The 21,119-nt window shown below is 69.3% G+C and carries 20 protein-coding genes; 13 read left to right on the forward strand and 7 right to left on the reverse strand.

Features of this window, described 5'->3' with window-relative positions; all coding sequences use genetic code 11:
- Window positions 1–72: 72 nt before the first annotated feature.
- From FJV46_RS10750 to FJV46_RS10800, 11 genes are all read left to right on the forward strand, one after another.
- Window positions 73–684: a hypothetical protein gene (locus FJV46_RS10750; protein WP_087027382.1), complete on the forward strand. Its 612-nt coding sequence runs from the start codon at window positions 73–75 to the stop codon at window positions 682–684.
- A complete protein-coding gene (locus FJV46_RS10755; protein WP_087027380.1) occupies window positions 681–1,298 on the forward strand; it encodes a M23 family metallopeptidase in 618 nt (205 codons plus the stop codon). The genes FJV46_RS10750 and FJV46_RS10755 overlap by 4 nt, the downstream gene beginning before the upstream one ends.
- A gap of 11 nt (window positions 1,299–1,309) precedes the next feature.
- Entirely contained in the window at window positions 1,310–1,681 is a 372-nt protein-coding gene (locus tag FJV46_RS10760; protein ID WP_087027378.1) for a hypothetical protein, read from the forward strand.
- Window positions 1,681–2,091 carry a hypothetical protein gene (locus FJV46_RS10765; protein ID WP_087027376.1) on the forward strand — a complete coding sequence of 137 codons (411 nt, stop codon included), beginning with the start codon at window positions 1,681–1,683 and terminating at the stop codon, window positions 2,089–2,091. The genes FJV46_RS10760 and FJV46_RS10765 overlap by 1 nt, the downstream gene beginning before the upstream one ends.
- Window positions 2,092–2,230: 139 nt before the next feature.
- On the forward strand, window positions 2,231–2,539 hold the full coding sequence (locus FJV46_RS10770) for a hypothetical protein (RefSeq protein WP_126130618.1): 309 nt from the start codon (window positions 2,231–2,233) through the stop codon (window positions 2,537–2,539).
- A gap of 26 nt (window positions 2,540–2,565) precedes the next feature.
- Window positions 2,566–2,874 carry a hypothetical protein gene (locus FJV46_RS10775; protein ID WP_126130619.1) on the forward strand — a complete coding sequence of 103 codons (309 nt, stop codon included), beginning with the start codon at window positions 2,566–2,568 and terminating at the stop codon, window positions 2,872–2,874.
- A gap of 502 nt (window positions 2,875–3,376) precedes the next feature.
- Complete coding sequence (locus tag FJV46_RS10780) at window positions 3,377–4,093, forward strand: fasciclin domain-containing protein (protein ID WP_087027371.1); 717 nt, start codon at window positions 3,377–3,379, stop codon at window positions 4,091–4,093.
- A gap of 242 nt (window positions 4,094–4,335) precedes the next feature.
- Window positions 4,336–6,063, forward strand: a complete 1,728-nt coding sequence (locus FJV46_RS10785; RefSeq protein WP_232008403.1) for an ABC transporter substrate-binding protein — start codon at window positions 4,336–4,338, stop codon at window positions 6,061–6,063.
- Window positions 6,064–6,171: 108 nt separating this feature from the next.
- A complete protein-coding gene (locus tag FJV46_RS10790) occupies window positions 6,172–7,665 on the forward strand; it encodes a malate:quinone oxidoreductase (protein WP_087027369.1) in 1,494 nt (497 codons plus the stop codon).
- A gap of 51 nt (window positions 7,666–7,716) precedes the next feature.
- Window positions 7,717–10,887, forward strand: a complete 3,171-nt coding sequence (locus tag FJV46_RS10795; protein WP_087027367.1) for an efflux RND transporter permease subunit — start codon at window positions 7,717–7,719, stop codon at window positions 10,885–10,887.
- A gap of 70 nt (window positions 10,888–10,957) precedes the next feature.
- The gene (locus tag FJV46_RS10800; RefSeq protein WP_087027365.1) at window positions 10,958–11,458 is read left to right on the forward strand and encodes a MarR family winged helix-turn-helix transcriptional regulator; all 501 of its coding nucleotides are present in this window, start codon (window positions 10,958–10,960) and stop codon (window positions 11,456–11,458) included.
- A gap of 55 nt (window positions 11,459–11,513) precedes the next feature.
- Here the strand turns inward: FJV46_RS10800 and FJV46_RS10805 are convergent, their stop codons facing one another.
- Window positions 11,514–12,314 (reverse strand): transglutaminase-like domain-containing protein, encoded by an 801-nt coding sequence (locus FJV46_RS10805; protein ID WP_087027363.1) that lies wholly within the window; start codon window positions 12,312–12,314, stop codon window positions 11,514–11,516.
- 123 nt (window positions 12,315–12,437) lie between these two features.
- Here FJV46_RS10805 and FJV46_RS10810 point away from each other — a divergent pair, with 123 nt between their 5' ends.
- A complete protein-coding gene (locus FJV46_RS10810; protein WP_087027361.1) occupies window positions 12,438–13,364 on the forward strand; it encodes an oxidoreductase in 927 nt (308 codons plus the stop codon).
- Here FJV46_RS10810 and FJV46_RS10815 read toward each other — a convergent pair.
- The 6 genes from FJV46_RS10815 to FJV46_RS10840 all read right to left on the reverse strand — a co-directional run bounded on the left by FJV46_RS10815 (window position 13,361) and on the right by FJV46_RS10840 (window position 20,044).
- Window positions 13,361–14,155 (reverse strand): hypothetical protein, encoded by a 795-nt coding sequence (locus FJV46_RS10815; protein ID WP_087027359.1) that lies wholly within the window; start codon window positions 14,153–14,155, stop codon window positions 13,361–13,363. The two genes, FJV46_RS10810 and FJV46_RS10815, sit on opposite strands and share 4 nt — an antisense overlap.
- 36 nt (window positions 14,156–14,191) lie before the next feature.
- Window positions 14,192–15,382 carry a cysteine desulfurase family protein gene (locus FJV46_RS10820; protein ID WP_087027357.1) on the reverse strand — a complete coding sequence of 397 codons (1,191 nt, stop codon included), beginning with the start codon at window positions 15,380–15,382 and terminating at the stop codon, window positions 14,192–14,194.
- Window positions 15,369–16,280, reverse strand: a complete 912-nt coding sequence (gene nadC, locus FJV46_RS10825; RefSeq protein ID WP_158250130.1) for a carboxylating nicotinate-nucleotide diphosphorylase — start codon at window positions 16,278–16,280, stop codon at window positions 15,369–15,371. Before nadC ends, FJV46_RS10820 begins: the two co-directional genes overlap by 14 nt.
- A 71-nt stretch (window positions 16,281–16,351) precedes the next feature.
- Window positions 16,352–17,986, reverse strand: a complete 1,635-nt coding sequence (gene nadB, locus FJV46_RS10830) for an L-aspartate oxidase (RefSeq protein ID WP_087027353.1) — start codon at window positions 17,984–17,986, stop codon at window positions 16,352–16,354.
- Window positions 17,986–19,311 (reverse strand): quinolinate synthase NadA, encoded by a 1,326-nt coding sequence (gene nadA / locus FJV46_RS10835; RefSeq protein WP_087027351.1) that lies wholly within the window; start codon window positions 19,309–19,311, stop codon window positions 17,986–17,988. The genes nadB and nadA overlap by 1 nt, the downstream gene beginning before the upstream one ends.
- The gene (locus FJV46_RS10840; RefSeq protein ID WP_087027349.1) at window positions 19,292–20,044 is read right to left on the reverse strand and encodes an NUDIX hydrolase; all 753 of its coding nucleotides are present in this window, start codon (window positions 20,042–20,044) and stop codon (window positions 19,292–19,294) included. The genes nadA and FJV46_RS10840 overlap by 20 nt, the downstream gene beginning before the upstream one ends.
- 246 nt (window positions 20,045–20,290) lie before the next feature.
- Between FJV46_RS10840 and FJV46_RS10845 the strand changes: the two genes are divergently transcribed.
- Window positions 20,291–21,112, forward strand: coding sequence for an alpha/beta fold hydrolase (locus tag FJV46_RS10845; protein ID WP_232008404.1), 822 nt, complete (start codon window positions 20,291–20,293; stop codon window positions 21,110–21,112).
- Window positions 21,113–21,119 lie beyond the last annotated feature (7 nt).

Here is a 21,119-nt window from a genome sequence, read left to right on the forward strand (position 1 = left end):
CCGGTCTCACGATCAGCACGAGCCCCACCATCTGGTCGGGGCTTTTTCTATGCCCAACGGAAGGACACGCTCATGCCTGATCTCTGGCTGCCGGGCGCGGTGAAGGACCCGCAGCCCGGCGGCGTACGCCTGAACAAGGCGCTGCCAGCGCGCGGTACGTGGCACATCACCGCGGACCGCCTCGACCCGGTTACCATGGCGCAGCCCGCCCGGGCCAACGTCTGGAACTACCTGCGGAACGTCGGCTACTGCCCGCACCTGCTCTGGGACCCCTTCGACGGGTACCTGGTGCAGGCGTACCCGGCCGACGTCGGCGCCCGGGCGCTGTCTCGTTGGAACGAGGACGGGGCGGTGAACCTGCAGGTCGAGATCTACTTCAGCCCCGGAGTGATCCGCGGGGGAACCCAGTACCTCAGCGTTGACCAGACACCCTGCACGGGTCTGGAGGAGATCGTGGACTGGATGGAGTCCTGGGGCGTTCCGCCCGTCTGGCCGCTCGGCTCACCCACCTGGGAATCGACGCAGGACGCTGACGTGTGGAACGCCCGGGCAGGCCACTACGGCCACATCCAAGTCCCCGGCGAGAACCACCGGGACCCTGGGCCCATGCCGGGACTCCGAGCAGCAGTCACCGAAGCCGCCGCTGGCCTGCTCATCCCCGAGCTGGGAGGGCTGAGCGCATGAGTATCGCGATGCTCGAGCGGCTGCCCGTCGGCGACTTCATCAGCCAGGCGTGGAAAGCGAATGCCACCGCCGGCGTCACCCCGAACCCGAACGGCACGACGGTCGAGCAGCTCGTCGCGAAGCACGGCAACTACCAGGAGTACGGCCACGACGGCATCGACTTCGGCTGCCAGATGCGGACCCTCGTCTTCGCCCCGGGCGCCGGCCGTGTCGACTTCGCCGGCTGGTTCAGGGACATGCCGCAATGGGTGGCCGACAAGTACGGGTACCTGGTCAACGACGACAGCGGTGGCATCGCGGTCCTCATCGACCACGGCAACGGGCTCCTGTCCGCGCTACTCCACCTCGACCAGACCGACCTCACCGCCGGCACCTGGGTGCTGGCGGGCAACCTCTGCGGATACAGCGGCACCACCGGGCGCTCCGGCGGCCCGCACCTCCACTGGTCCCTCATCGTCGCCGCCGAGGTCTACACCACGGTCATGTATGGGCGCATCAACCCGCTCTCCCGCATCCCCGCGGGCCTGACCATCCCCATCGCCCCGGGCAACACCGGCGGCGCAGCAGACACAACCGACACCCTCATCGCCGGGATCTCCGGCCTTTCCAAGTAAGGATCACCACCATGGCAACACCACGCGAGAAGAACTTCGACGGCCCGGTCGTCGACGGAGCCAAGAAGGCCGTCGCCTACCTCGACCTGAAGATCAGCGACGTCGCCGCCAAGGTCGCATCCACCCCGATCAAGCTCCCCAACGGGGAGGTGCGACCGCTGGGCAACACCATCGGGTGGATCGACAACAACCAGAACGCCAACGCCGCCAAGATCATCGGCATGCTGGACGGGCTGACGCAGACCATCGCTGCGCAGTCCACTGACCCGGCTTTGAGCCCGGCGGTCGTGCAGAAGATCATGGGCGATGCGGCTCAGAAGGCGTTCGGGGGCTTCCTCGACCAGCTGCGTCGCGACGCCGATGCCCAGGGAGGCGAGGAGTGATGGCCACCATCGAGGCAACACCCACGCAGGCCGCGCACCCGTGGCGGGCCACCCTCCGCACCGCCGTGGCGGTCGGCATCCCGGCCTTCGCCGGCCTCGTCCTCCTGCTGCCCCTGGTGCTCTCTGAGCTCGCCAGCGGGCCGCTCAGCGAATACTTGCCACCTGGCTTCATCGCCTGGCTCGTCGCGGCCGCCGGGTTCATCACCGCGGCGTCCGCGGCGATCACCCGCATCATGGCGATCCCGGGCGTCGTCGAGTGGTTCCGCAAATACCTGCGGGCACTCTCCCCCGACGGCAACCCGCCCGGACGCCACGAGGCCAAGCCGATCGAGGACACCACCGCGGACGCTGCAACCAGGCAGCAGGCGGCGTCCCTCGACCGCGTCGACGGCCCCGACCACCGACTCTGACTGAGACAGCAAAGCGCCCCACCCTCCTCGTGAGGGTGGGGCGCTTTCGTCGTTGCCTTCGCGGCTCAGGCAGTAGACAGTCCCACTGTCGAACGCAACCGATAATTCCCCACGCACCCACGGCGTCGACTTTGACAGCATGGACGAACGAACGGACGCAGACGGAGGGATAACGGTGGACGCCGACGAGCAGCGGGGGCAGCTGGCCAGGATCGTGGTCGAGGAAGGACTGGAGCTGTGGGATGTGTGGCTCCGCTACTTTGCCATAGGAGGTTCGGCCACTGAGGAGCAGTTCGTGCGCTACGCAGTCGGAGACGTGCAACTCTTTCCACTGCAACGCGACCTCATCTCGGTAGCGCTGCGGGAGATGGCGATCGAGCGACAGGAAGCATTAGGCGTACCCGACACTCACGTCCGGTCATGTCACGTTCCGGGTCACGGCGAATAGTCACCGCCGGCGACTACGGTCACCGCATGGAACGAGCACCTCGGCCAGGCTGGCACGGCATCCCGCCCTCGACCGACCGATACGTGCCGCCACTGTCCCTGCCAGCGCCGACCTCGGGGATCACCGAGACCTCATCGAAAGCGCCGCCGCTCTGGGTAGACCTGATCTACACGGACGGCAGCAAGCAGACCGTGAAGGCCTTCGCGATGGCATGGACGAACAGCCTCGTCCGCGTGCAATGGGTCGAATTCAGCATCGCCCGCGAGGCCTGGGTAGACGCCGGCGCTGTCCGACGCCGGCAGATCGAGGAACGACAACGCCACCGCGACGGCTGAACGCTACTTCATTGCCTCGCGCGGGGACGTAGTCCCCTCTCCGCGCATGTTGATCGCATCAACAGAACCCCGATTCGCCATACCACCGGGACTGTTCAAGTTCGCGCCATTACGCGGCGAGATAGATCGTCGTCACCCCGCCGAAAGCCTCAGCCAAGTTTTCAAGTCCCCTCTCGCGCACAACAGACAGGACACAAGGCTCTACGAAGGCAGGCACGACCAGCCTCCTTCGACCGTGATCGTCACGGTCCCCAGGAAGCCCCGCGGGCAGCACTCGCCGCGGGGCTTTCGCGTGTCTGCGGACGCCGCGGTGAGCATCGCCGCAGGTCACAGGCAGGTCACGATGCCGTGCCTGCGGCGGGGTCATGAATTTCTTTGCAGATCCAACCCATCCACCCCCTCGGGTCACCCGAAGTACCTGTGAGACATCGACACGATGTGTTTCACCAGACAGCCACAGACCGCAGGCACCCGCCGGGTCACATCTATGGAGGAAAATCTCATGGAAATCACCAAGCGCAGGAACCTCTCGATCCTCGGCATCGCAGCCGTCTCCATGTTCGGCCTCGCGGCCTGCGGCGGCGGAGATGACACCGCCGCTGAGACCGCCCCGAGCACCGGGACCAGCGAAAGCATGATGGCCAGCGAAGCTCCCTCGGAAGAGGCCAGCATGAGCCCCTCGATGGAGGCCACGGAGGACGCCATGATGGACCCCGCCGCCAACCTCGTCGGCCCCGGCTGCGAAGGCTATGCAGCCGACGTCCCCGAGGGCGACGGTTCCGTTGCGGGTATGGCCCAGGACCCCGTGGCCACCGCCGCATCGAACAACCCGATCCTCACCCAGCTGACCGCGGCGGTCTCCGGCGGGATCAACCCCGACGTCAACCTCGTGGACACCCTCAACGGCGACGAGTTCACCGTCTTCGCCCCCACCGACGAGGCCTTCGGAGCCCTGCCGGCCGAGGCCGTCGAGGGTCTGAAGACCGACACCGAGGGCCTGACCAACATCCTCACGTACCACGTGGTCCCCGGAAAGATCCAGCCGTCGGAGCTCGAGGGCACCACCCAGACCACGGTCCAGGGTGAGACGCTCGAGGTCACCGGCTCCGGCGACGAGCTGATGGTCAACGACGCCAACGTCATCTGCGGTGGCGTCCAGACCGCCAACGCCGTCGTGTACCTGATCGACACCGTCCTCATGCCGCCGGCAGCCGGCTGATCATGAATGACCTCCCTGATACACCCCTCTAACGTGTTCCAGGGATCACGGACGGGCCCCCTCACCTCACGGTGAGGGGGCCCGTCCTCATTCCGGCTCGACGCGGCTCGAGCAGGCTTCGGCCCGGGTCCGGCCCAGGGCCGGACATCCTGACCGGCCCGTGCAGGGCGATCACCTAGACTGAGGGCTGCCACCCCCGGATCGCGATGACCGGACTCCCCCTGCCCTCGGAGAACCTCCCTGTGAACACTTCCCCTGCGCGCGGCACCCGGCTCGGCCGGCGACCGGCGACCCGCCGGCTGCGGGTGGTGTCCGCCCTGATCTCGGTTGCCTCGCTGGTCGCCTGCACCGGAGGCGAAGCCCCCGCTCCCCAACCCGCGCCGGCGTCGTCGTCCCCCGCGGCGAGCGACGCCTCGACCTTCACCTTCGGCACGGCCGCCGGACCGCGGACGCTCGATCCCGCGCTCGCGAACGACACCGAGTCCTATCGAGTGACGCAGCAGATACTGCAGGGGCTCGTCGGCGTGGACCCGCTGACCTCCGAGCCGACGCCGCTGCTCGCCGAGTCGTGGAAGGAACGGGACAACGGCCGTACCTACGAGTTCAGGCTGAGGGACGACGTCACCTTCCACGACGGCACAACCCTGGACGCGGCGGCAGTGTGCGCCAACTTCGACCGCTGGTTCACGCTGCCCCGCGAAGCCCGGTCCGGGGTGAGCCGCCTGCCGTTCGAGAACGTCTTCAAGGGGTACTCCGACCAGCCGGAGATCACCCTCTACTCGGGCTGCACGGCGCGCGGGGACCACACCGTCGAGCTACGGCTCACCAGCCGGATCACAGGCCTCATCCCGGCTCTCGCAGCACCCGGCTTCGCCATCTCGTCGCCGGCGGCACTGGAGGCCGGTGCCGCCGACGACCTGACGGAGGAGCGCGACGGCGTCCCGATCTCCCGGTACGCGCAGGCCCCGGTGGGCACCGGCCCCTTCAGCCTGGTGTCCTGGGAGGCAGGGCAGGTGGAGCTGGAGTTCTACGACGCCTACTGGGGTGAGCCCGGCGAAGTGGACCGGGTGATCTTCACCACCATCACGAGCCCGGACTCACGGGCGCGGGCACTGAAGAACGGGCGCATCGACGGGTACGACTTCGTCTCCGTGGACAGCGCCGCAGACCTCGCCCGCAACGGCCTCCAGTTCCTGCAGCGGGACCCCTACTCCGTCCTGTACCTCGGGATGAACGCGGAATTCCCGGTGGTCGACGACATCCTCTTCCGGCAGGCCGTCGCCCACGCCATCGACAAGGACGCGCTCATCGACGGGCGCTTCCTGAACGGGACCAAGTCGGCGCGCCAGTTCATCCCGGAGAAGCTGGGCGTCAGCACCGAGGCCGTGGAGGACTACCCCTACGACGTCGAGCTGGCCGAGGAACTGCTGGAAAAATCGGGCTACGACGGCCGGGAGCTCCCTTTCTACTACCCGAGGAACGTCTCGCGCGCCTACCTTCCCGCACCCGAGAAGGTGTACGCGGAGCTGAGCCGCCAGCTGACCGCGGCGGGCTTCGTCCTCAAACCGGTCCCCATCGACTGGAGCGACGGCTATGTCACCGCCGTGCAGCAGGCCGATGACCGCGCCTTCCACCTCCTGGGCTGGAGCGGAAGCTACCAGGACCCCGACAACTTCGTCGGCGCGCTGTTCGGCTCCTACAGCGAGGAGTTCGGCTACGACGACCCGCAGCTGTTCAGCAAGATCGATCGCGCTCGCGGTCTTCCCGACGGCGAGGAGCGCAGTGCTGCCTATGCCGACATCAGCGCGCAGCTCTCCACGCGCATACCCGCCGCCCCGCTCGCCTTCCCCATCTCGGCGCTCGCGATGAGTGCACGCGTCACCAGCTACCCCGTCAGCCCGGTCATGAACGAGGTCTTCAACCGGATCGACCTCGCCGATGTGGAGCCGCGGACACGCCCTTCCACCTGACACAGGGCAGGCTGCAGGTGAGCCCTGCGCCCCCTCCAGGGGGATTTAAGTAAGGTCAGTACCAGACGCTAGGCTTTCACTGCTAGGACCTCGCGACTGGAGACAACGTTGACCACTACTCAGCAGGCCACACCCGCCAAGACCACCGATGTCGTACTGATCGGCGGCGGAATCATGAGCGCCACGCTCGGGGCGTTTCTCCGGCAACTCCAGCCCGACTGGGACATCTCCCTCTTCGAGCGCCTCGACGTCGCCGGGCTGGAGAGCTCCGACCCGTGGAACAACGCCGGGACGGGCCACTCCGCTCTGTGTGAGCTCAACTACTCCCCTGCGGGCAAGGACGGCTCCGTGGATCCGGCCAAGGCCGTCGCGATCAACGAGCAGTTCCAGGTCTCCCGCCAGTTCTGGAGCCACATGGTGTCCGAGGGCCACATCGGCGATCCGCGTTCCTTCATCAACCCGGTGCCGCACATGAGCTTCGTCTGGGGCCAGGCCAACGCCGAGTACCTCCGCAGGCGCTACGAGGCACTGAGCCCGCAGCCGCTGTTCAACACCATGGAGCACAGCGAGGACCACGACACCATCGCCGGGTGGACCCCCCTGATCATGAAGGGGCGCAACCCCTCGCAGCCCGTCGCCGCCTCACGCGTGGCCGGTGGGACGGACGTCGATTTCGGTTCCCTCACCCGCCAGCTGACGACCTACCTCGAAGGCACGGGCGTGGACCTCCATTACGGGTTCGACGTCCTGGATGTTGCACGTGCCTCGGACGGCCGCTGGGACGTCAAGGTCCGGAACAAGGCCACCGGGGAGACGAGCTCCGTCACCACCCGGTTCGTGTTCATCGGGGCGGGCGGCGGAGCCCTTCACCTGCTGCAGCGCAGCGGGATCCCTGAAGGCCGCGGCTTCGCCGGGTTCCCCGTGTCGGGGCAGTTCCTCCGCTGCACCGATCCCGACCTCGTGAACCAGCACAACGCTAAGGTCTACGGACAGGCATCCGTCGGCGCTCCCCCCATGTCCGTGCCGCACCTCGATACACGCTTTGTCAAGGGTGAGCGCTCCCTCCTGTTCGGTCCGTACGCGGGTTTCTCCACCAAGTTCCTGAAGCAGGGCTCCTACCTGGACCTGCCGTCGTCGATCCGCAGCTCGAACCTCGTGCCCATGCTGGCCGTGGCCAAGGACAACATGTCCCTGACGAAGTACCTCATCTCCGAGGTGCTGAAGAACCGCGACGCGAAGAACGAAGCGCTGAACGACTTCCTGCCGTCGGCCGAGGGCGGCAGCTGGGAACTGATCTCTGCCGGGCAGCGTGTACAGGTCATCAAGAAGGCTCCCAAGAAGGGTGGCGTGCTGCAGTTCGGCACGGAGGTCATCACGTCCTCGGACGGTACGGTCGGCGCGCTGCTCGGCGCCTCCCCCGGCGCGTCCACGGCAGCACCGATCATGGTGGAACTCCTCAAGCGCTGCTTCCCCACCAGGATCTCCGACTGGGAACCCAAGCTCAAGGAAATGCTGCCCGGATACGGCGTTCGACTGAACGAGAACCCGTCCCTGGCCGCGGACGTCCAGTCACTCACCGACGGGGTCCTCAAACTCGTATGACAACGGCGGAGGCAGCCGGCCGGGCGCCCGTCAGCACCTAAGGCAGGTTTCGTGTTCCGTCTGGCCCAGCTCTCCCTCGGCAACCGTGCGCTCATCGCGTTGATCACCATCCTCGCGTCGGTGTTCGGCGTGATCACGCTCGGTTCGCTCAAACAGGAGCTCATCCCGTCCCTCGAGTTCCCGCAGATCACGGTGCTGTCCACCGTGCCGGGCGCCTCGCCGAACTACCTCGACCAGCAGGTGAGCGAACCGCTCGAAGCGGCGCTGAGCGGCGTCGAGGGCCTCGACTCGTCGACGAGCACCTCACGGACGGGCGTCTCGACCATCAGTCTCGTGTTCGCTTACGGGACCGATCTGGACCGTGCCAGGGCGCAGGTGGACCGCGCGATCTCGACCGTGCGTCCGTCGCTGCCGGAGGACGTCGAGCCGCAGGCGCTGGCCGGCAGTATCAGCGACCTGCCGATCGTCTTCATGGCGGTGTCCTCCGATCGCTCGCTCAGCGAACTGAATGGCGAGCTGACCCGGCTGACCGTGCCCCGGCTCCAGAAGATCGACGGCGTGCGCACGGCCGATGTCTCGGGCGGGACCCGGCAGCACGTGGCGATCCTCCCCCGCGACGGCGCCCTCCGGGCCGCGGGGCTGACCATCGCGGACCTGACGAGCACGCTGGAGGACAACGGGTCCCTGCTGCCCGTCGGCACTCTCGAGGAGGACCCCCGAGCGCTCACCATCGAGGCGGGCAGCCGCATCGGCTCGCTCGAGGACATCGAGGCGCTCCCGGTCCTCGCCGCGGACGGCCCTGCCGAGAACGCCACCGGTCCCGCGGCCACGATCGGTGACCTCGCCGACGTGAGTCTCACCGATGACGAGCCGACCTCTGTCACGCGCACCAACGGCGTCGAGACCCTGGCGCTCACGGTCACGAAGGTGCCCGACGGCGACACCGTCGAGATCTCCCAGCAGATCGTCGGGCTCGTGCCCGAGCTCGAGGCCGAACTCGGCGACGCGGCCGACATCACCGTGATCTTCGACCAGGCGCCCTTCATCGAGCGCAGTATCGACGACCTCACCACCGAGGGCATTCTCGGTCTCGGCTTCGCCGTCCTCATCATCCTGATCTTCCTGCTCTCGGTGCGTTCGACGCTCGTGACCGCCATCTCCATCCCGCTCTCCCTGCTCATCACGTTCATCGGGCTCTACGCCGCGGGGTACTCCCTGAACCTGCTGACGCTCGGCGCCCTGACGATCGCGATCGGGCGGGTTGTCGACGATTCGATCGTGGTGATCGAGAACATCAAGCGCCATCTGGGCTACGGGGAGGAGAAGCGCGAGGCGATCCTCACGGCCGTGCGCGAGGTCGCGGGTGCCATCACGGCCTCGACGCTCACCACGGTGGCGGTGTTCGCCCCGATCGCCTTCGTCGGCGGTCTCGCGGGCGAGCTGTTCCGGCCGTTCGCCGTGACCACGGGGATAGCACTCCTCGCATCGCTCGCGGTCTCCCTGACCATCGTCCCGGTACTCGCCTTCTGGTTCCTGCCGCGCACCGCACCGGCAGGCCGGAGCGGCGCCCGCCACGCAGCGGCGACCGAGGGCGAGGCCACGGGCGCCGCAGCCGCCTCAGCCGTCCCGGAGCGCGCCTCGTTCCTGCAGCGCGGCTACCTGCCCATCCTCTCCGGCACCCAGCGGCACCCGGTGATCACCCTCATCAGCGGGGTGATCGTCCTCGGTGCCACCGCTGCCATGGTGCCGTTCCTGCCGACGAACCTCCTCAGCGGCTCCGGCCAGAACAGCTTCTCGCTCACCCAGACCCTTGCACCGGGCTCCAGCCTCGCCACGACCACGGAGGCCGCAGCCCGGACCGAGGAGATCCTTGCCGCAACTCCGGAAGTGCGCGACATCCAACTCACCGTCGGGAACGCGGAGGGCGGCTTCGCCGCCCAGTTCTCCGGCGGCGCATCCGTGGCGACGTTCACCGTCACCACGGACGAGGAGGCCGACCAGGAAGCACTCCAGGCGTCGGTCCGCGACTACCTCGAGGACCTCACTGACGCGGGAACCTTCTCGCTCTCGAGCCAGCAGGGCGGGTTCGGCACGTCCAGCACCATCGACGTCGACATCACGGCGCCCGTGGCGGAGGACCTGGAAGCGGCGAATGCGGCCGTGCTGGAGGGCATGGCCGGGCTCGACGGCGCCGGCGAGGTCACGAGCAACCTGTCCTCGGCCCAACCACAGGTACAGATCGACGTCGACCGCTCGGCGGCGGTCGCCGCCGGTCTCACGGAGGGCCAGATCGCCGGTCTCCTCGGAGGAAGCATCAGTCCCGTGCCCGCCGGCTCGGTCCGCTTCGACGCGCAGGACTACCCGGTCCTCATCGGCGAGGGAACGCCGATCACGAGCCTCGGACAACTTCGTGACCTGCGGGTCCCGACGGCGGAGGGTCCCGTCCCGCTCACCGATGTCGCATCGGTCCAGGAAGTCCAGGTACCTCTCTCGGTGACCAGTTCGAACGGTCAGCGGACCGCCCGCGTCTCCATCACGCCGTCGGGCGACGACCTCGGGACCCTGACGACGGCGGTGAACGAGCGGCTCGAGGGCATCGACCTTCCGGCTAGCGCCACCGCGACCGTGGGCGGCGCGTCCAGTCAGCAGGCCGAGTCATTCGACCAGCTCTTCCTGGCACTGTGGGCAGCCGTCGCGATCGTCTACGTCATCATGGTCGCGACGTTCAAGAGTCTCGTGCAGCCCCTGATCCTGCTCGTGTCCATCCCGTTCGCGGCCACCGGAGCCATCGCCCTGCTGCTGATCACCGGCATCCCCCTCGGGCTGCCGTCCCTCATCGGGATGCTGATGCTGGTGGGCATCGTGGTGACCAACGCGATCGTCCTGATCGACCTCATCAACCAGTACCGCCTCCCGCGGGACGGCGTACCCGGCCTACGCGTCGCAGAAGCCATCCGCGAGGGCGCGCGCCGGCGACTCCGGCCGATCCTCATGACCGCTCTCGCGACGATCTTCGCCCTGACGCCGATGGCCCTCGGACTCACCGGGGAGGGTGGCTTCATCTCCCAGCCACTGGCCGTCGTCGTGATCGGCGGGCTCGTGTCCTCCACGGCGCTCACGCTGGTCCTCGTCCCCGTTCTCTACCACCTCGTCGAGGGTCGACGCGAGGATCGCGCCCTGCGGCGGGTCGGCGCCACAGCGACGGACAGCCGCACCCGCTAGCCGCGACGTCGTACAATAGATGCAAATGCATCTACATGCCGAGCTGATCGGCAGAAGGCCAGGGCACATCATGGCTGAGCAGCCAGTCGCCGCGACGGCGCAGGAAACGCCGGGTGGGGAGAGCCGACCGCTCCCCTCGGTGCGCCAATCGTCCGAGACCTGGGAGTCCCTCTTCCGCGCCCAGGTCGGCGTCATGCGGCGTATCCGCCAGGATCCCGTCTTCCGGGAGCTCCCCATCGGTGAGTACGACGTCCTGTTCAACCTCAGCCGCTGCCCGACGGGGTGGACGAGACTGAACGAGCTCAACCACCACCTGCTCATCAGCCAGCCCAGTCTGAGCCGCATGGTGGACCGCCTGGAGGCGAAGAACCTCCTGGTGAAGCGACCGGCCCGGAACGATCAGCGCGGCGTCGAACTGGCGCTGACCGAGGAGGGCCGGGCTCTGCAGCGGCAGATCGGCTCCAGCCACGTCCACAGGATCCAGGACGTCCTCGCGCCCGTCCTCGATCCTGACGAGATGGACCAGCTGAAGGCGCTCACGGACAAGATCAACGCCTTTTTGGATTCCTGACCCGTGGCCCGCTGTCCCGGATCCCACCGCGGACGGCCGGGAGCCGGCAGGAGGATCAGTGCAGGGTCAGGTCCCCGCCGCGCTCGAACGGCAGTGAGTCCACCGTCGCCGTCACGGACAGGTTCGTGAGGGTGAGCTGTCCGCCTACCGTGGACAGGAAGGACGTGTCCGTCGCGTCCCGCCCCGTGGCGATCCTCAGCATGGAGGATCTGGGGGCGAGTCCCGTGGCATCCAGCAGCAGCCATGCGCCGTCGACCCACGCCTCCACGACGGCATGGAAGTCCATCGGGCTGAGACCCGGCGCATACACGGACACGAGCCTGGCCGGCACGTCACGGGCACGCAGCAGGGCGATCACGAGGTGCGCATAGTCGCGGCACACACCCCTGCGTGACAGGAGCGTATCGACGGCGCCGTCCGTGAACCGCGAGGACCCGGACACGTAGGAGAGTTCGGCCGCCACCCAGTCGCGCACGGCCCGGGCGAGATCCGCTCCTGTGAGGTCCGGGAACTGCGCGTAGGCGGTCGGGAGGATCCGGTCGGATTCGCAGTAGCGGCTCGGCCGCACGTACCGCACCAGATCAAGGGGGTCCCCGGGTGCCGGAGCCGCCGCTCCCGTCACCGTGGCGTGGTACCGGATCTCCAGGCGGGCGGCATCCTCGGTGGTGAGGAAATGCAGACGCGTCCCGTCGCGGTCCTGCCGTTCCTCGACGGTGACCCGCCGGCCGTCGACGAGCACGCTCAGATCCTCGACGACGGCCTCGTACCCCTGCGGGTCGGCGACGGCCACCGAGAGCACCACCTCCGTGCCGGCTGTGGTCGTTGCTCCGAGTTCGGCGGAAACAGTGCGCTGCATGATTCGTTGCTCCGGATAGTCGGTTGGTTCGTCCCCAACTCTATGCTGGTGCGTGGGCTCCGATCGTCGACGCCGGCGGGTACCGACCGGGCGGCAGGACGCACCAGCACGAGAGGACATGCCATGAGTGACTTCACCGCGGACTCGATCGGCGACCAGACGGGTAGGCGCGTGGTCATCACGGGAGCCAACAGCGGGCTCGGCCTGCAGACCGCCGTCGCGCTGGCCAGGAAGGGGGCACACGTGGTGCTCGCCTGCCGGCACGAGCAGCGGGGACGTGACGCCGAGCAGAAGGTCCGCTCGCTCTCCGGCAGCACCGAGGTGAAGATGCGGGTGCTGGACCTGGCGAGTCTGGCATCCGTCCGCGCGTTCGCGGCGACCGTCGTCGAGCCGCTCCACCTGCTCATCAACAACGCCGGGATCATGGCGACACCCAAGGGGACGACCGATGACGGGTTCGAACTGCAGTTCGGCACCAACCACCTCGGTCACTTCGCGCTCACCGGGCTGTTGCTGCCGAACCTCCGCGACGCGGGCACTGCCCGGGTGGTGACGCTCTCGAGCCTGGCGCACAAGCGGGGCCGCATCGATTTCTCGGATCTGCAGTCCGAGCGCGGCTACCGGCGATGGAGTGCGTACGGGCAGAGCAAGATCGCGAACCTCTACTTCATGGTGGAGCTCGACCGGCGTGCGCGTGCTGCCGGCTGGGACCTCACCTCCGTCGCGGCCCACCCCGGCCTGGCCAACACGAACCTGACCGCCGGCATGAAGGCCCCTGCCGTGCTGGACGTCTTCGCGGGGTTCCTGCGATTCATGGGGCAGTCCGATGCCGCCGGTGCCCTGCCGACGCTCTATGCTGCGACGGCTCCGGACGTCTCGGGCGGTGACCACTACGGTCCTTCCGGTCCTGGCGAGACGCGCGGGGCACCACGTCTCGTGGCGCCCGTGCCACGGGTCCTGGACCGCGACGTCGCGACGCGGCTGTGGAACCGCAGCGCCGAGCTCACCGGCCTGGACTTCGGTGAGCTGCAGCAGGCGCGTGCGTCCTAGCCCTCGGGGGACGGAGCGATGCGGACCGAACTGATCATCTCGCGGATCGTCGCGAACTCCGGCGTCTTGTAGTACTCCTCCGCCTCGCCGATGGTGCCGAAGGTGACGGTCTGCGGGCCGGTGTTGGCCGGTGCCTTCGGGGCGAGGACCTCGAGGTCGCCGAAGCTGACCCTGCCCAGTTCCTCGTTGCCCTGGACGGTGTTCGACAGCGAGCATGCCAGGCCCTCCGGGCCACCCACCTGATCCGTGATGCCGTAGGCGCCGAAGAACCGGAATCCCGTGATGAGCCGGACGACGAAGCGTGGCTCGATACCGTCGTCGGCTGCGGGCTGATCGGTCAGCACCAGCGGTTCGCTGCCGATGACGGCGTAGGGCGTGAGGTCGACCTCGGGGCAGGGCTCATCCGCTGTGAGGATCCCGGTGTGCAGCTCGGCGGTGGTCACGCCGTCGGGGGTGCGGACCGCATAGTGCAGGGAATCCGGAGCATAGGCACCGGGCTGCGTCTCCAGGGGCTGGACCACCCACTCCTGCGGCAGTTCGAAACTGACGAGGCGTCCCGGGTCCGTGAAGACCTTCCAGCCGTCGCGTGCTTCGCGGAGCGGGGCGACCGTCGGGTCATCGCCCGGTTCGGCGGTGGGTGACTGCCCTGCCGGACGCGGTGCCGAGGGCGCGGCGTCGCCGCCGCCGTCGGTCACCGTGCAGGAGGTCAGGAGCAGCAAGGCGACGACTGCCGCCGTGATCGCGGCCGGCACCCGCGGCAGCCCGCGGGACCCCGGAGCGGATCGTGTCATGGTGTTCCTCCCGTCGCGCCTTTCGGTGCTGTCAGTCTAGGCATCCGTAAGGGTGGTTCCGCGGGGGGCCACGCCGAGTCCACGGACAGCCCGCACCGAGGAGACCACGGCGTCGGCGACCGCCGCCAGGTCGCCGGAACGCACGTCCCGCGTCCAGGAGAGCCGGACGGCGCTCAGCGCGGTCTCCGCGTCGAGGCCGAGGGCCAGCAGGACGGCCGAGGGCTCGGAGGACCCCGCCGCGCAAGCGGACCCGCTGGAGCAGACGATCCCGCGACGTTCGAGTTCGAGCAGCACGGCCTCGCCGCTCACGCCCGGGAAGCAGAAGGACATGAGGTTCGGCAGCCTCGTCCCCGAGTGCCCTGACTGACCGGTGTGCCCGGTGACGACGGCCTCCGGCAACCCGTCGAGGACGCCTGCGGCGAGCGCGTCCCATCCCCGCCCCGCCTCGTCCGCGGCCTCCGGCAGAGCCGCCCGGGCCAGTTCCAGTGCGCGCGCCAGCCCCACCGCACCCGCCACGTTCTCGGTCCCCGACCTGCGCCCGCGCTCCTGTCCCCCACCGTGCAGGACCGCTTCGCAGGGTGTGCCGGCCCGGAGGTAGAGTGCTCCGATCCCCTTCGGCGTCCCGAGCTTGTGCCCCGAGATGCTGAGCGCGGTGAGCCCCAGCCGGTCGACGTCCAGGCTGCACCATCCGGCCGCCTGGACGGCGTCGGTATGGAAGGGGACGCCGCTCCGTCGGCAGACCTCCGCGAGAGCGGCGACGTCCTGCACCGTACCGACCTCGTTGTTCGCGTACATGACCGTGCAGAGCGTGGTGTCCCGTTCCAGGACCGCCGCGACCGCCTCGGGTGTGACGACTCCGGCCGGGGTCACCGGGACCGCCGTGATCCGGAATCCGTGGAACTCCCGCAGATAGGCCAGCACCTCGGTCACGGCCGGATGCTCGATCGTGCTGGTCACGATGTGGCGGCCGCGGGGACGTGCCAGCGCCATCCCCTTCAGCGCGAGGTTGTTCGCCTCGGTGCCGCCGGAGGTGAAGATGATCTCCCCCGGGCGGCAGCCGAGCAGGGATGCGATGCGGCGGCGCGCGTCCTCGAATGCACGCGCCGCCGCTTCACCGATCGCGTGGTGGCTGGAGGGGTTGCCGAACGTCGAGGTGAGGATCGGCCACATCTCCTCGAGGACCTCACGCCGCACGGGGGCGGTGGCAGCGGCATCAAGATAGATCATGCGTGGCTCCCCCGCCCTCGGCCCCGCGGGGCGGCACGTCGAGGCCGAGATCGAGGGACCGGACGCTGTGGGTCAGGGCGCCCGCGGAGATGACATCGACGCCGGTGGCAGCGATCGCGGCGATCGTGTCGAGGCGGACGTTCCCGCTGGCCTCGACGATCGCCCTGCCGTCGATGCGCCGCACACCCTCCCGGAGGTCGTCCAGCGAGAAGTTGTCGAGCATCACGGTATCCACACCGGCAGCCAGGACCGCCTCGATCTGGTCGAGGCGGTCCACCTCCACCTCGAGGTGGACGGTGTGCGGCAGGCGCGCGCGGGCCGCACGCAGGGCGGCCGTGAGTGCCTCGGGCCCGTCGACGGAGAGCAGGGCCAGGTGGTTGTCCTTGACCATCACGGCGTCCGACAGGCTCGAGCGGTGGTTCGCGCCGCCTCCGCACCGCACGGCCCAACGCTCCAGCACCCGCAGGCCGGGGGTGGTCTTGCGGGTGTCGGCCACGCGTGCCCCCGTCCCCTCGACCTCGCGCACGAACGCCTGCGTCATGGCCGCGATCCCGCTGAGCCGCTGCAGGATGTTGAGCGCGGTGCGCTCGGCCGTGAGGATGCCCGCTGCCGGGCCGGCGAGTTCGGCCAGGACGTCCCCCGCGGTGAAGGAGGCGCCGTCGGCCAGCGGGAAGCGGACACTGATGCGCGGGTCCGTCAGGCGCATGGCGGCCTCGACCGCCGGGGTACCGCAGAGCACGCCGGACTCCCGGGCCGTGATGGTCGCGGCTGCGCGGAGGTCCGGGCCGATGAGCGCCTGGCACGTGAGGTCGCCCCACGGAGCATCCTCGGCGAGCGCCGCGGACACGATGGCATCGATCAGGTGCTGGGGTGGGCGGGAGCGGACGGCCACGTCCATCCGCTCCGCGACGGGACCCGCTGTGCCGGCTGGCTGCTGCGGGAGACCGGCCGGGGGGCTGGCTGGGTACGTCATGCGGCTCCTTCGGTGGCTCGGACGTAGAACATGCTCGGTGCGGGAGGGCCCTCCGGCCCGGCCGCACGGTCCACGCGGAAGTGCGCCCCGCAGGAGTCCGGCCGGTGGAGCGCCGCATGCACGAGCAGCCGCGCGCAGAGCAGGAGGTTGGCGAGCTCGGCATCGTCTGCGGCCCGGTAGGACGCGAGGTGCTTGGCAGCCAGGCCGAGCCCGGCCCCGGTCCGCAGGACCCCGGCGTGATCGGACATCAGGTGCTGCAGGTCGCGGCGTGTGAAGGACTGCGTGGGCGCTGCCGCCGCGTCCAGGTCCAGGGGTTCGACGTCGAACACGGGTGTGCGCTGCACGCCCGAGGCGATCGCCGCAGCGCACCGGTCCGCGAAGACCACGGCCTCGAGCAGGCTGTTCGAGGCGAGGCGGTTGGCGCCGTGGACGCCCGTGCGCGCCACCTCGCCGACGGCGAAGAGCCCGGGGACCGATGTGCGGCCGTCCGTGTCCGTGCAGACGCCGCCCATCCAGTAGTGGGCGGCAGGGACCACGGGAACGGGGTGCGCCGCCCAGTCAAAGCCATGGCGGGAGGTGAGCGCCGACAGGGAGGGGAAGCGCCGGGCGAGGAACGGAGCGCCCAGCGCCGTGGCATCGAGGTACACCGCCGTCCGCGGGGGGTCGTCGAGCGGCCCGGGCCCGGGCACGCCGGCGTCGCGCATCAGGTGGGTGGCGATCCCGCGGGAGACGACGTCACGGGGCGCGAGGTCGCCGTCCGGGTGGTGGTGGCGCATGAAGGGCTGCCCGTCGGCGCCGACGAGGAGGGCGCCCTCCCCCCGCACGGCCTCCGAGATGAGTGGATGACCCGGGACATCGAGCGCCGTGGGATGGAACTGGAAGAACTCCAGGTCGGCGACGGCCGCGCCCGCCTGCCAGGCCAGCGCCACGCCGTCGCCGGTGGCGATGGCGGGGTTGGTGGTGTGGGCGAACAGTTGTCCTGCTCCCCCCGTCGCGAGGACGACGGCGTCCGCCGCGAGGTCCCACGCCCCGGCGCCCGACACCAGCGCGACACCTACGGCGCGCCTCTGGCCGTGGCCGTAGGACTGCAGGATCCGTGCGACGACGGTGTCTTCCAGGATGCGGACGCCGGGATCGTCGCGGACGGCAGCCGTGAGGGTGGCGACCAGCCCCGCGCCCGTGGCATCACCGCCGAGATGCAGGATCCTCGGGGCCGAGTGCGCGGCTTCGCGACCCCGCGCGGGCTCGCGCCCGTCCTCGGTGCGGTCGAACACGACGCCGTCCCGCTCGAGTCCCGCGATCGCGTCGGCCGCACCGGCGCACAGCACGGCGGCAGCGGTGGCATCGGAGAGACCCGCGCCGGCGACGAGCGTGTCGGCGACATGCGCGGCCACCGAGTCCTGCCCGCCCGCAGCCTCGTTCCCACCTGCCGCCGGCGGTACGACGGCGGCGATCCCGCCCTGCGCGTACCGCGTGTTGCTCTCGGCCAGCGAGGTCTTCGACACGAGGACCACCTCGGCGTCGGGATCGAGGCGCCGCAACGCGAGGACCGTCTGCAGTCCCGCGATCCCTGCTCCCACAACGACGGTGCGCCGGTGCTGCGTCGTCCCGCCGTCCGTCGGCCGGCGCATCAGGGCCGGACCGCAAGCATGCGGTCGAGCGCCACCCTCGCAGAGTCCGCGACGCCGTCGGGTACCGTGATCCGGTTCTCCACCCGCCCGTCCACGAGCCCCTCGAGGACCCACGCCAGGTACCCGGGATGGATGCGGTACATGGTGGAACAGGGGCAGATGACCGGATCGAGGCAGAAGATGGTGTGCTGCGGGTACTGCGCGGCCAGGCGGTTCACCATGTTGATCTCGGTACCGATCGCGAACGTGCTGCCCGGCGCTGCGGCGTCGATCGCCTTCCTGATGTAGTCGGTCGAGCCGGCCTCGTCAGCCGCGTCGACGACGGGCATCGGGCACTCGGGGTGCACGATCACGCGGACGGCGGGATGGTCGGCCCGGGCCTTGTCGATCTGCGCCACGCTGAAACGCTTGTGGACGGAGCAGAACCCGTGCCAGAGGATCACGCGGGAGTCCTGCAGCGCCTGCTCGTCGTTGCCGCCCAGGTTCTTCCGCGGGTTCCACATCGGCATCCGCTCGAGCGGCACCCCCATGGCCTTGGCCGTGTTCCGGCCGAGGTGCTGGTCCGGGAAGAAGAGGACGCGCTGACCGCGTTCGAACGCCCACCGGAGCACGGCCGCCGCATTCGAGGAGGTGCAGACGATCCCGCCGTGGTCGCCGCAGAACGCCTTCAACGCCGCCGACGAGTTCATGTAGGTCACGGGGATCACCGGCAGGCGCCCGTCGGCGTCGGGGTCGGAGCCGAGCAGGGCCGTCAGCTGGTCCCAGCACTCGGAGACCGAGTCGATGTCCGCCATGTCCGCCATGGAGCAGCCGGCGGCGAGATTCGGCAGGATGACCCGCTGAGCGGGGGTGGAGAGGATGTCCGCCGTCTCGGCCATGAAGTGCACGCCGCAGAACACGATCGCCTCGGCGTCGGGTCGCTCGGTGGCGGCACGCGCGAGCTGGTAGCTGTCGCCGACGAAATCCGCGTAGCGCACCACTTCGTCGCGCTGGTAGAAGTGTCCGAGAATCACCACCGAGTCGCCGAGTGTCGCCTTGGCGGTGAGGATCCGGCGGTCGAGCTCGTCGTCCGAGGCCGTGCGGTACTCCTCCGGCAGCTCGCCCTGCCGTGGTGTCGCAGGGGGCGCGGTGTCGTTCATCGATGCACCGGGCCCGTACCCGGGCAGGGGCATCGCGTCGAAGGCCCACGGGGCCTGGGCGAGTTGCGGCGAGCAGACCGAGGCGGGCCGGGCCGCCTCAGCATCCTCGCGGGAGATGAGCTCGATGGCTGTGCTGATGGACACGTGGTTCTCCCTGCTGAAGGCCCTACCGGGCGCGTGAGGCATGTGGGGTGGAGGTGGAGGTGGTGCCCGGGCGATTCCCGGCGACGGGCGGCGTTTCCGGCCGGTCCCCGCTGTAGCGGTACAGCCGCGGGGGCCGGTTCCGCCCGCCCTGGAGCACTTCGTCGGTGGGGACGATGTCCTTCGCGGAGCGGAGCTGGCGACGGAAGTTGGCAGGGTCGAGCTGCCGGTCCAGCACCGCCTCGTAGACGCCCCTCAGCTGCGTGAGCGTGAAGCGTTCTCCGAGGAAGTGGTAGGCGACGGCACCGTACTCGACCTTGCCGCGGAGTCGACCGAGTGCATAGGCGACGATGTCGTCGTGATCGAAGGCGAGTCCGTCGACCTCCGACGCCCTGAACCACCGCACGTTCTCCGACGCCCGTGCGAGGTCGGCCTGGTCCGGTCTGACGAGGGCCCAGTACACGATCGAGACGAGCCGCTGGGTGGCAGCGCGGTCCAGCCCACCGAACGCGTACAGCTGCTCGAGATACGTGGGCTCCAGATCGGTGGTGTCGCGCAGATGTCGTGCCGCCGCGTCCTGCAGCGATTCCCGACCGTCGAGCGGGCCCCCCGGGAGGGCCCACTTCCCGAGGTGCGGCTGCCGGATGCGCCGCACGAGCGGGAGCCAGATCTCGTCCCTGCCCGCGGCCTCGTCCCTGCGCAGGGCGAAGATGACGGTCGAGATCGCGAGCGCAGGAGGCTGCGCCTGGCGCTCCGAGACGTTGGCTGATCCGTACATGTCAGCCTTCCGGCTCGTGACGATTGTTAAGGTCGAAATGACTATAACTCACGAAAACCTCTTCCCGGAAGAGCGGGCCCGAATGATCCGCGGGCTCGTACCGCACGCGCGGACACGATTCACGGGACGGATGGGTTGCCCACGGGCGCAGGAGTGTCTAAAGTCACAGGCGTCGGCCCGCAAGGGTCGCACGGCGGGGATGTGTCCAATGGTGCACATGTCTCTGCCACCCCTACGATGAGGCGCATGGATCTCCACGCCACCAGCCCTGTCGAGGGAATCGAGCCGGGACTGTCGATCATGCGGAGCGATCCGCACGAGCCCGCCCCACTCCCGCCGGTCCTGCTCCTGCACGGCTTCGGCTCGTCGTCCGCCCGGAACTGGCAGGACACGGGGTGGGTGCGTGCGCTCAACGAGGCCGGGCGCGCCGTCGTCATGATCGACCTCCCCGCCCACGGGACCAGCACGGCTCCCGAGGACGCAGGCGCCTACCGGCCCAGCCGGATGCGCGCGGACATCCTGCAGTCCCTCGCCGACGAACGCGTTGTCCCCCTCACCGAGGGTGAACCGACGTCCGGCGTCGATGTGATCGGGTACTCCCTGGGCTCGCGCCTGGCATGGGAATTCGGGGCCACCCAGCCGGACCTGGTCCGCCGGATGGTGCTCGGCGGCCCGGGCACCGCTGATCCCCTGGCCTCCTTCGATCTCGAGGGCGCGGAGCGCCTGCTTGCCGGTGGGCCTCCCCCGGCCGACCCCACCACAGCCGATCTCCTCCGGATGGCCCGAGCGGTTCCACACCACGATCTTCCGTCGCTCCTGGCGATGGTCTCGGCCATCAAGGTGGAACCCTTCGACGCGCATGCGGCCGTACCCGGGATGCCCCTCCTCCTGGTGGCCGGCGATCAGGACACGTACGCGCACGGGATCGACGACCTCGAGCAATGGGCGCCGGATGCACAGGTGCTCCTGCTGCCGGACAGGAATCACGCGAACGCGATCACATCCCGTGCCTTCAAGGACGCGGCGATCGATTTCCTCGGCCGGCGTCGTCAGATCAAGCTTCGGTAAAGGGTGG

The organism is Arthrobacter agilis, assembly GCF_006494655.1.
Lineage (GTDB): Bacteria > Actinomycetota > Actinomycetes > Actinomycetales > Micrococcaceae > Arthrobacter_D > Arthrobacter_D agilis.

Coding starts and splice junctions, on each gene's coding strand:
- FJV46_RS10750 (WP_087027382.1), top strand. CDS start 73: ATGCCTGATCTCTGGCTGCCGGGCGCGGTGAAGGACCCGCAGCCCGGC.
- FJV46_RS10805 (WP_087027363.1), bottom strand. CDS start 12,314: ATGCAGCGCACTGTTTCCGCCGAACTCGGAGCAACGACCACAGCCGGC.
- FJV46_RS10760 (WP_087027378.1), top strand. CDS start 1,310: ATGGCAACACCACGCGAGAAGAACTTCGACGGCCCGGTCGTCGACGGA.
- FJV46_RS10815 (WP_087027359.1), bottom strand. CDS start 14,155: ATGACACGATCCGCTCCGGGGTCCCGCGGGCTGCCGCGGGTGCCGGCC.
- FJV46_RS10820 (WP_087027357.1), bottom strand. CDS start 15,382: ATGATCTATCTTGATGCCGCTGCCACCGCCCCCGTGCGGCGTGAGGTC.
- FJV46_RS10845 (WP_232008404.1), top strand. CDS start 20,291: ATGGATCTCCACGCCACCAGCCCTGTCGAGGGAATCGAGCCGGGACTG.
- FJV46_RS10840 (WP_087027349.1), bottom strand. CDS start 20,044: ATGTACGGATCAGCCAACGTCTCGGAGCGCCAGGCGCAGCCTCCTGCG.
- nadA (WP_087027351.1), bottom strand. CDS start 19,311: ATGCCTCACGCGCCCGGTAGGGCCTTCAGCAGGGAGAACCACGTGTCC.
- FJV46_RS10765 (WP_087027376.1), top strand. CDS start 1,681: ATGGCCACCATCGAGGCAACACCCACGCAGGCCGCGCACCCGTGGCGG.
- FJV46_RS10775 (WP_126130619.1), top strand. CDS start 2,566: ATGGAACGAGCACCTCGGCCAGGCTGGCACGGCATCCCGCCCTCGACC.
- FJV46_RS10800 (WP_087027365.1), top strand. CDS start 10,958: ATGGCTGAGCAGCCAGTCGCCGCGACGGCGCAGGAAACGCCGGGTGGG.
- FJV46_RS10770 (WP_126130618.1), top strand. CDS start 2,231: ATGGACGAACGAACGGACGCAGACGGAGGGATAACGGTGGACGCCGAC.
- nadB (WP_087027353.1), bottom strand. CDS start 17,986: ATGCGCCGGCCGACGGACGGCGGGACGACGCAGCACCGGCGCACCGTC.
- FJV46_RS10810 (WP_087027361.1), top strand. CDS start 12,438: ATGAGTGACTTCACCGCGGACTCGATCGGCGACCAGACGGGTAGGCGC.
- FJV46_RS10755 (WP_087027380.1), top strand. CDS start 681: ATGAGTATCGCGATGCTCGAGCGGCTGCCCGTCGGCGACTTCATCAGC.
- nadC (WP_158250130.1), bottom strand. CDS start 16,280: ATGGACGTGGCCGTCCGCTCCCGCCCACCCCAGCACCTGATCGATGCC.
- FJV46_RS10780 (WP_087027371.1), top strand. CDS start 3,377: ATGGAAATCACCAAGCGCAGGAACCTCTCGATCCTCGGCATCGCAGCC.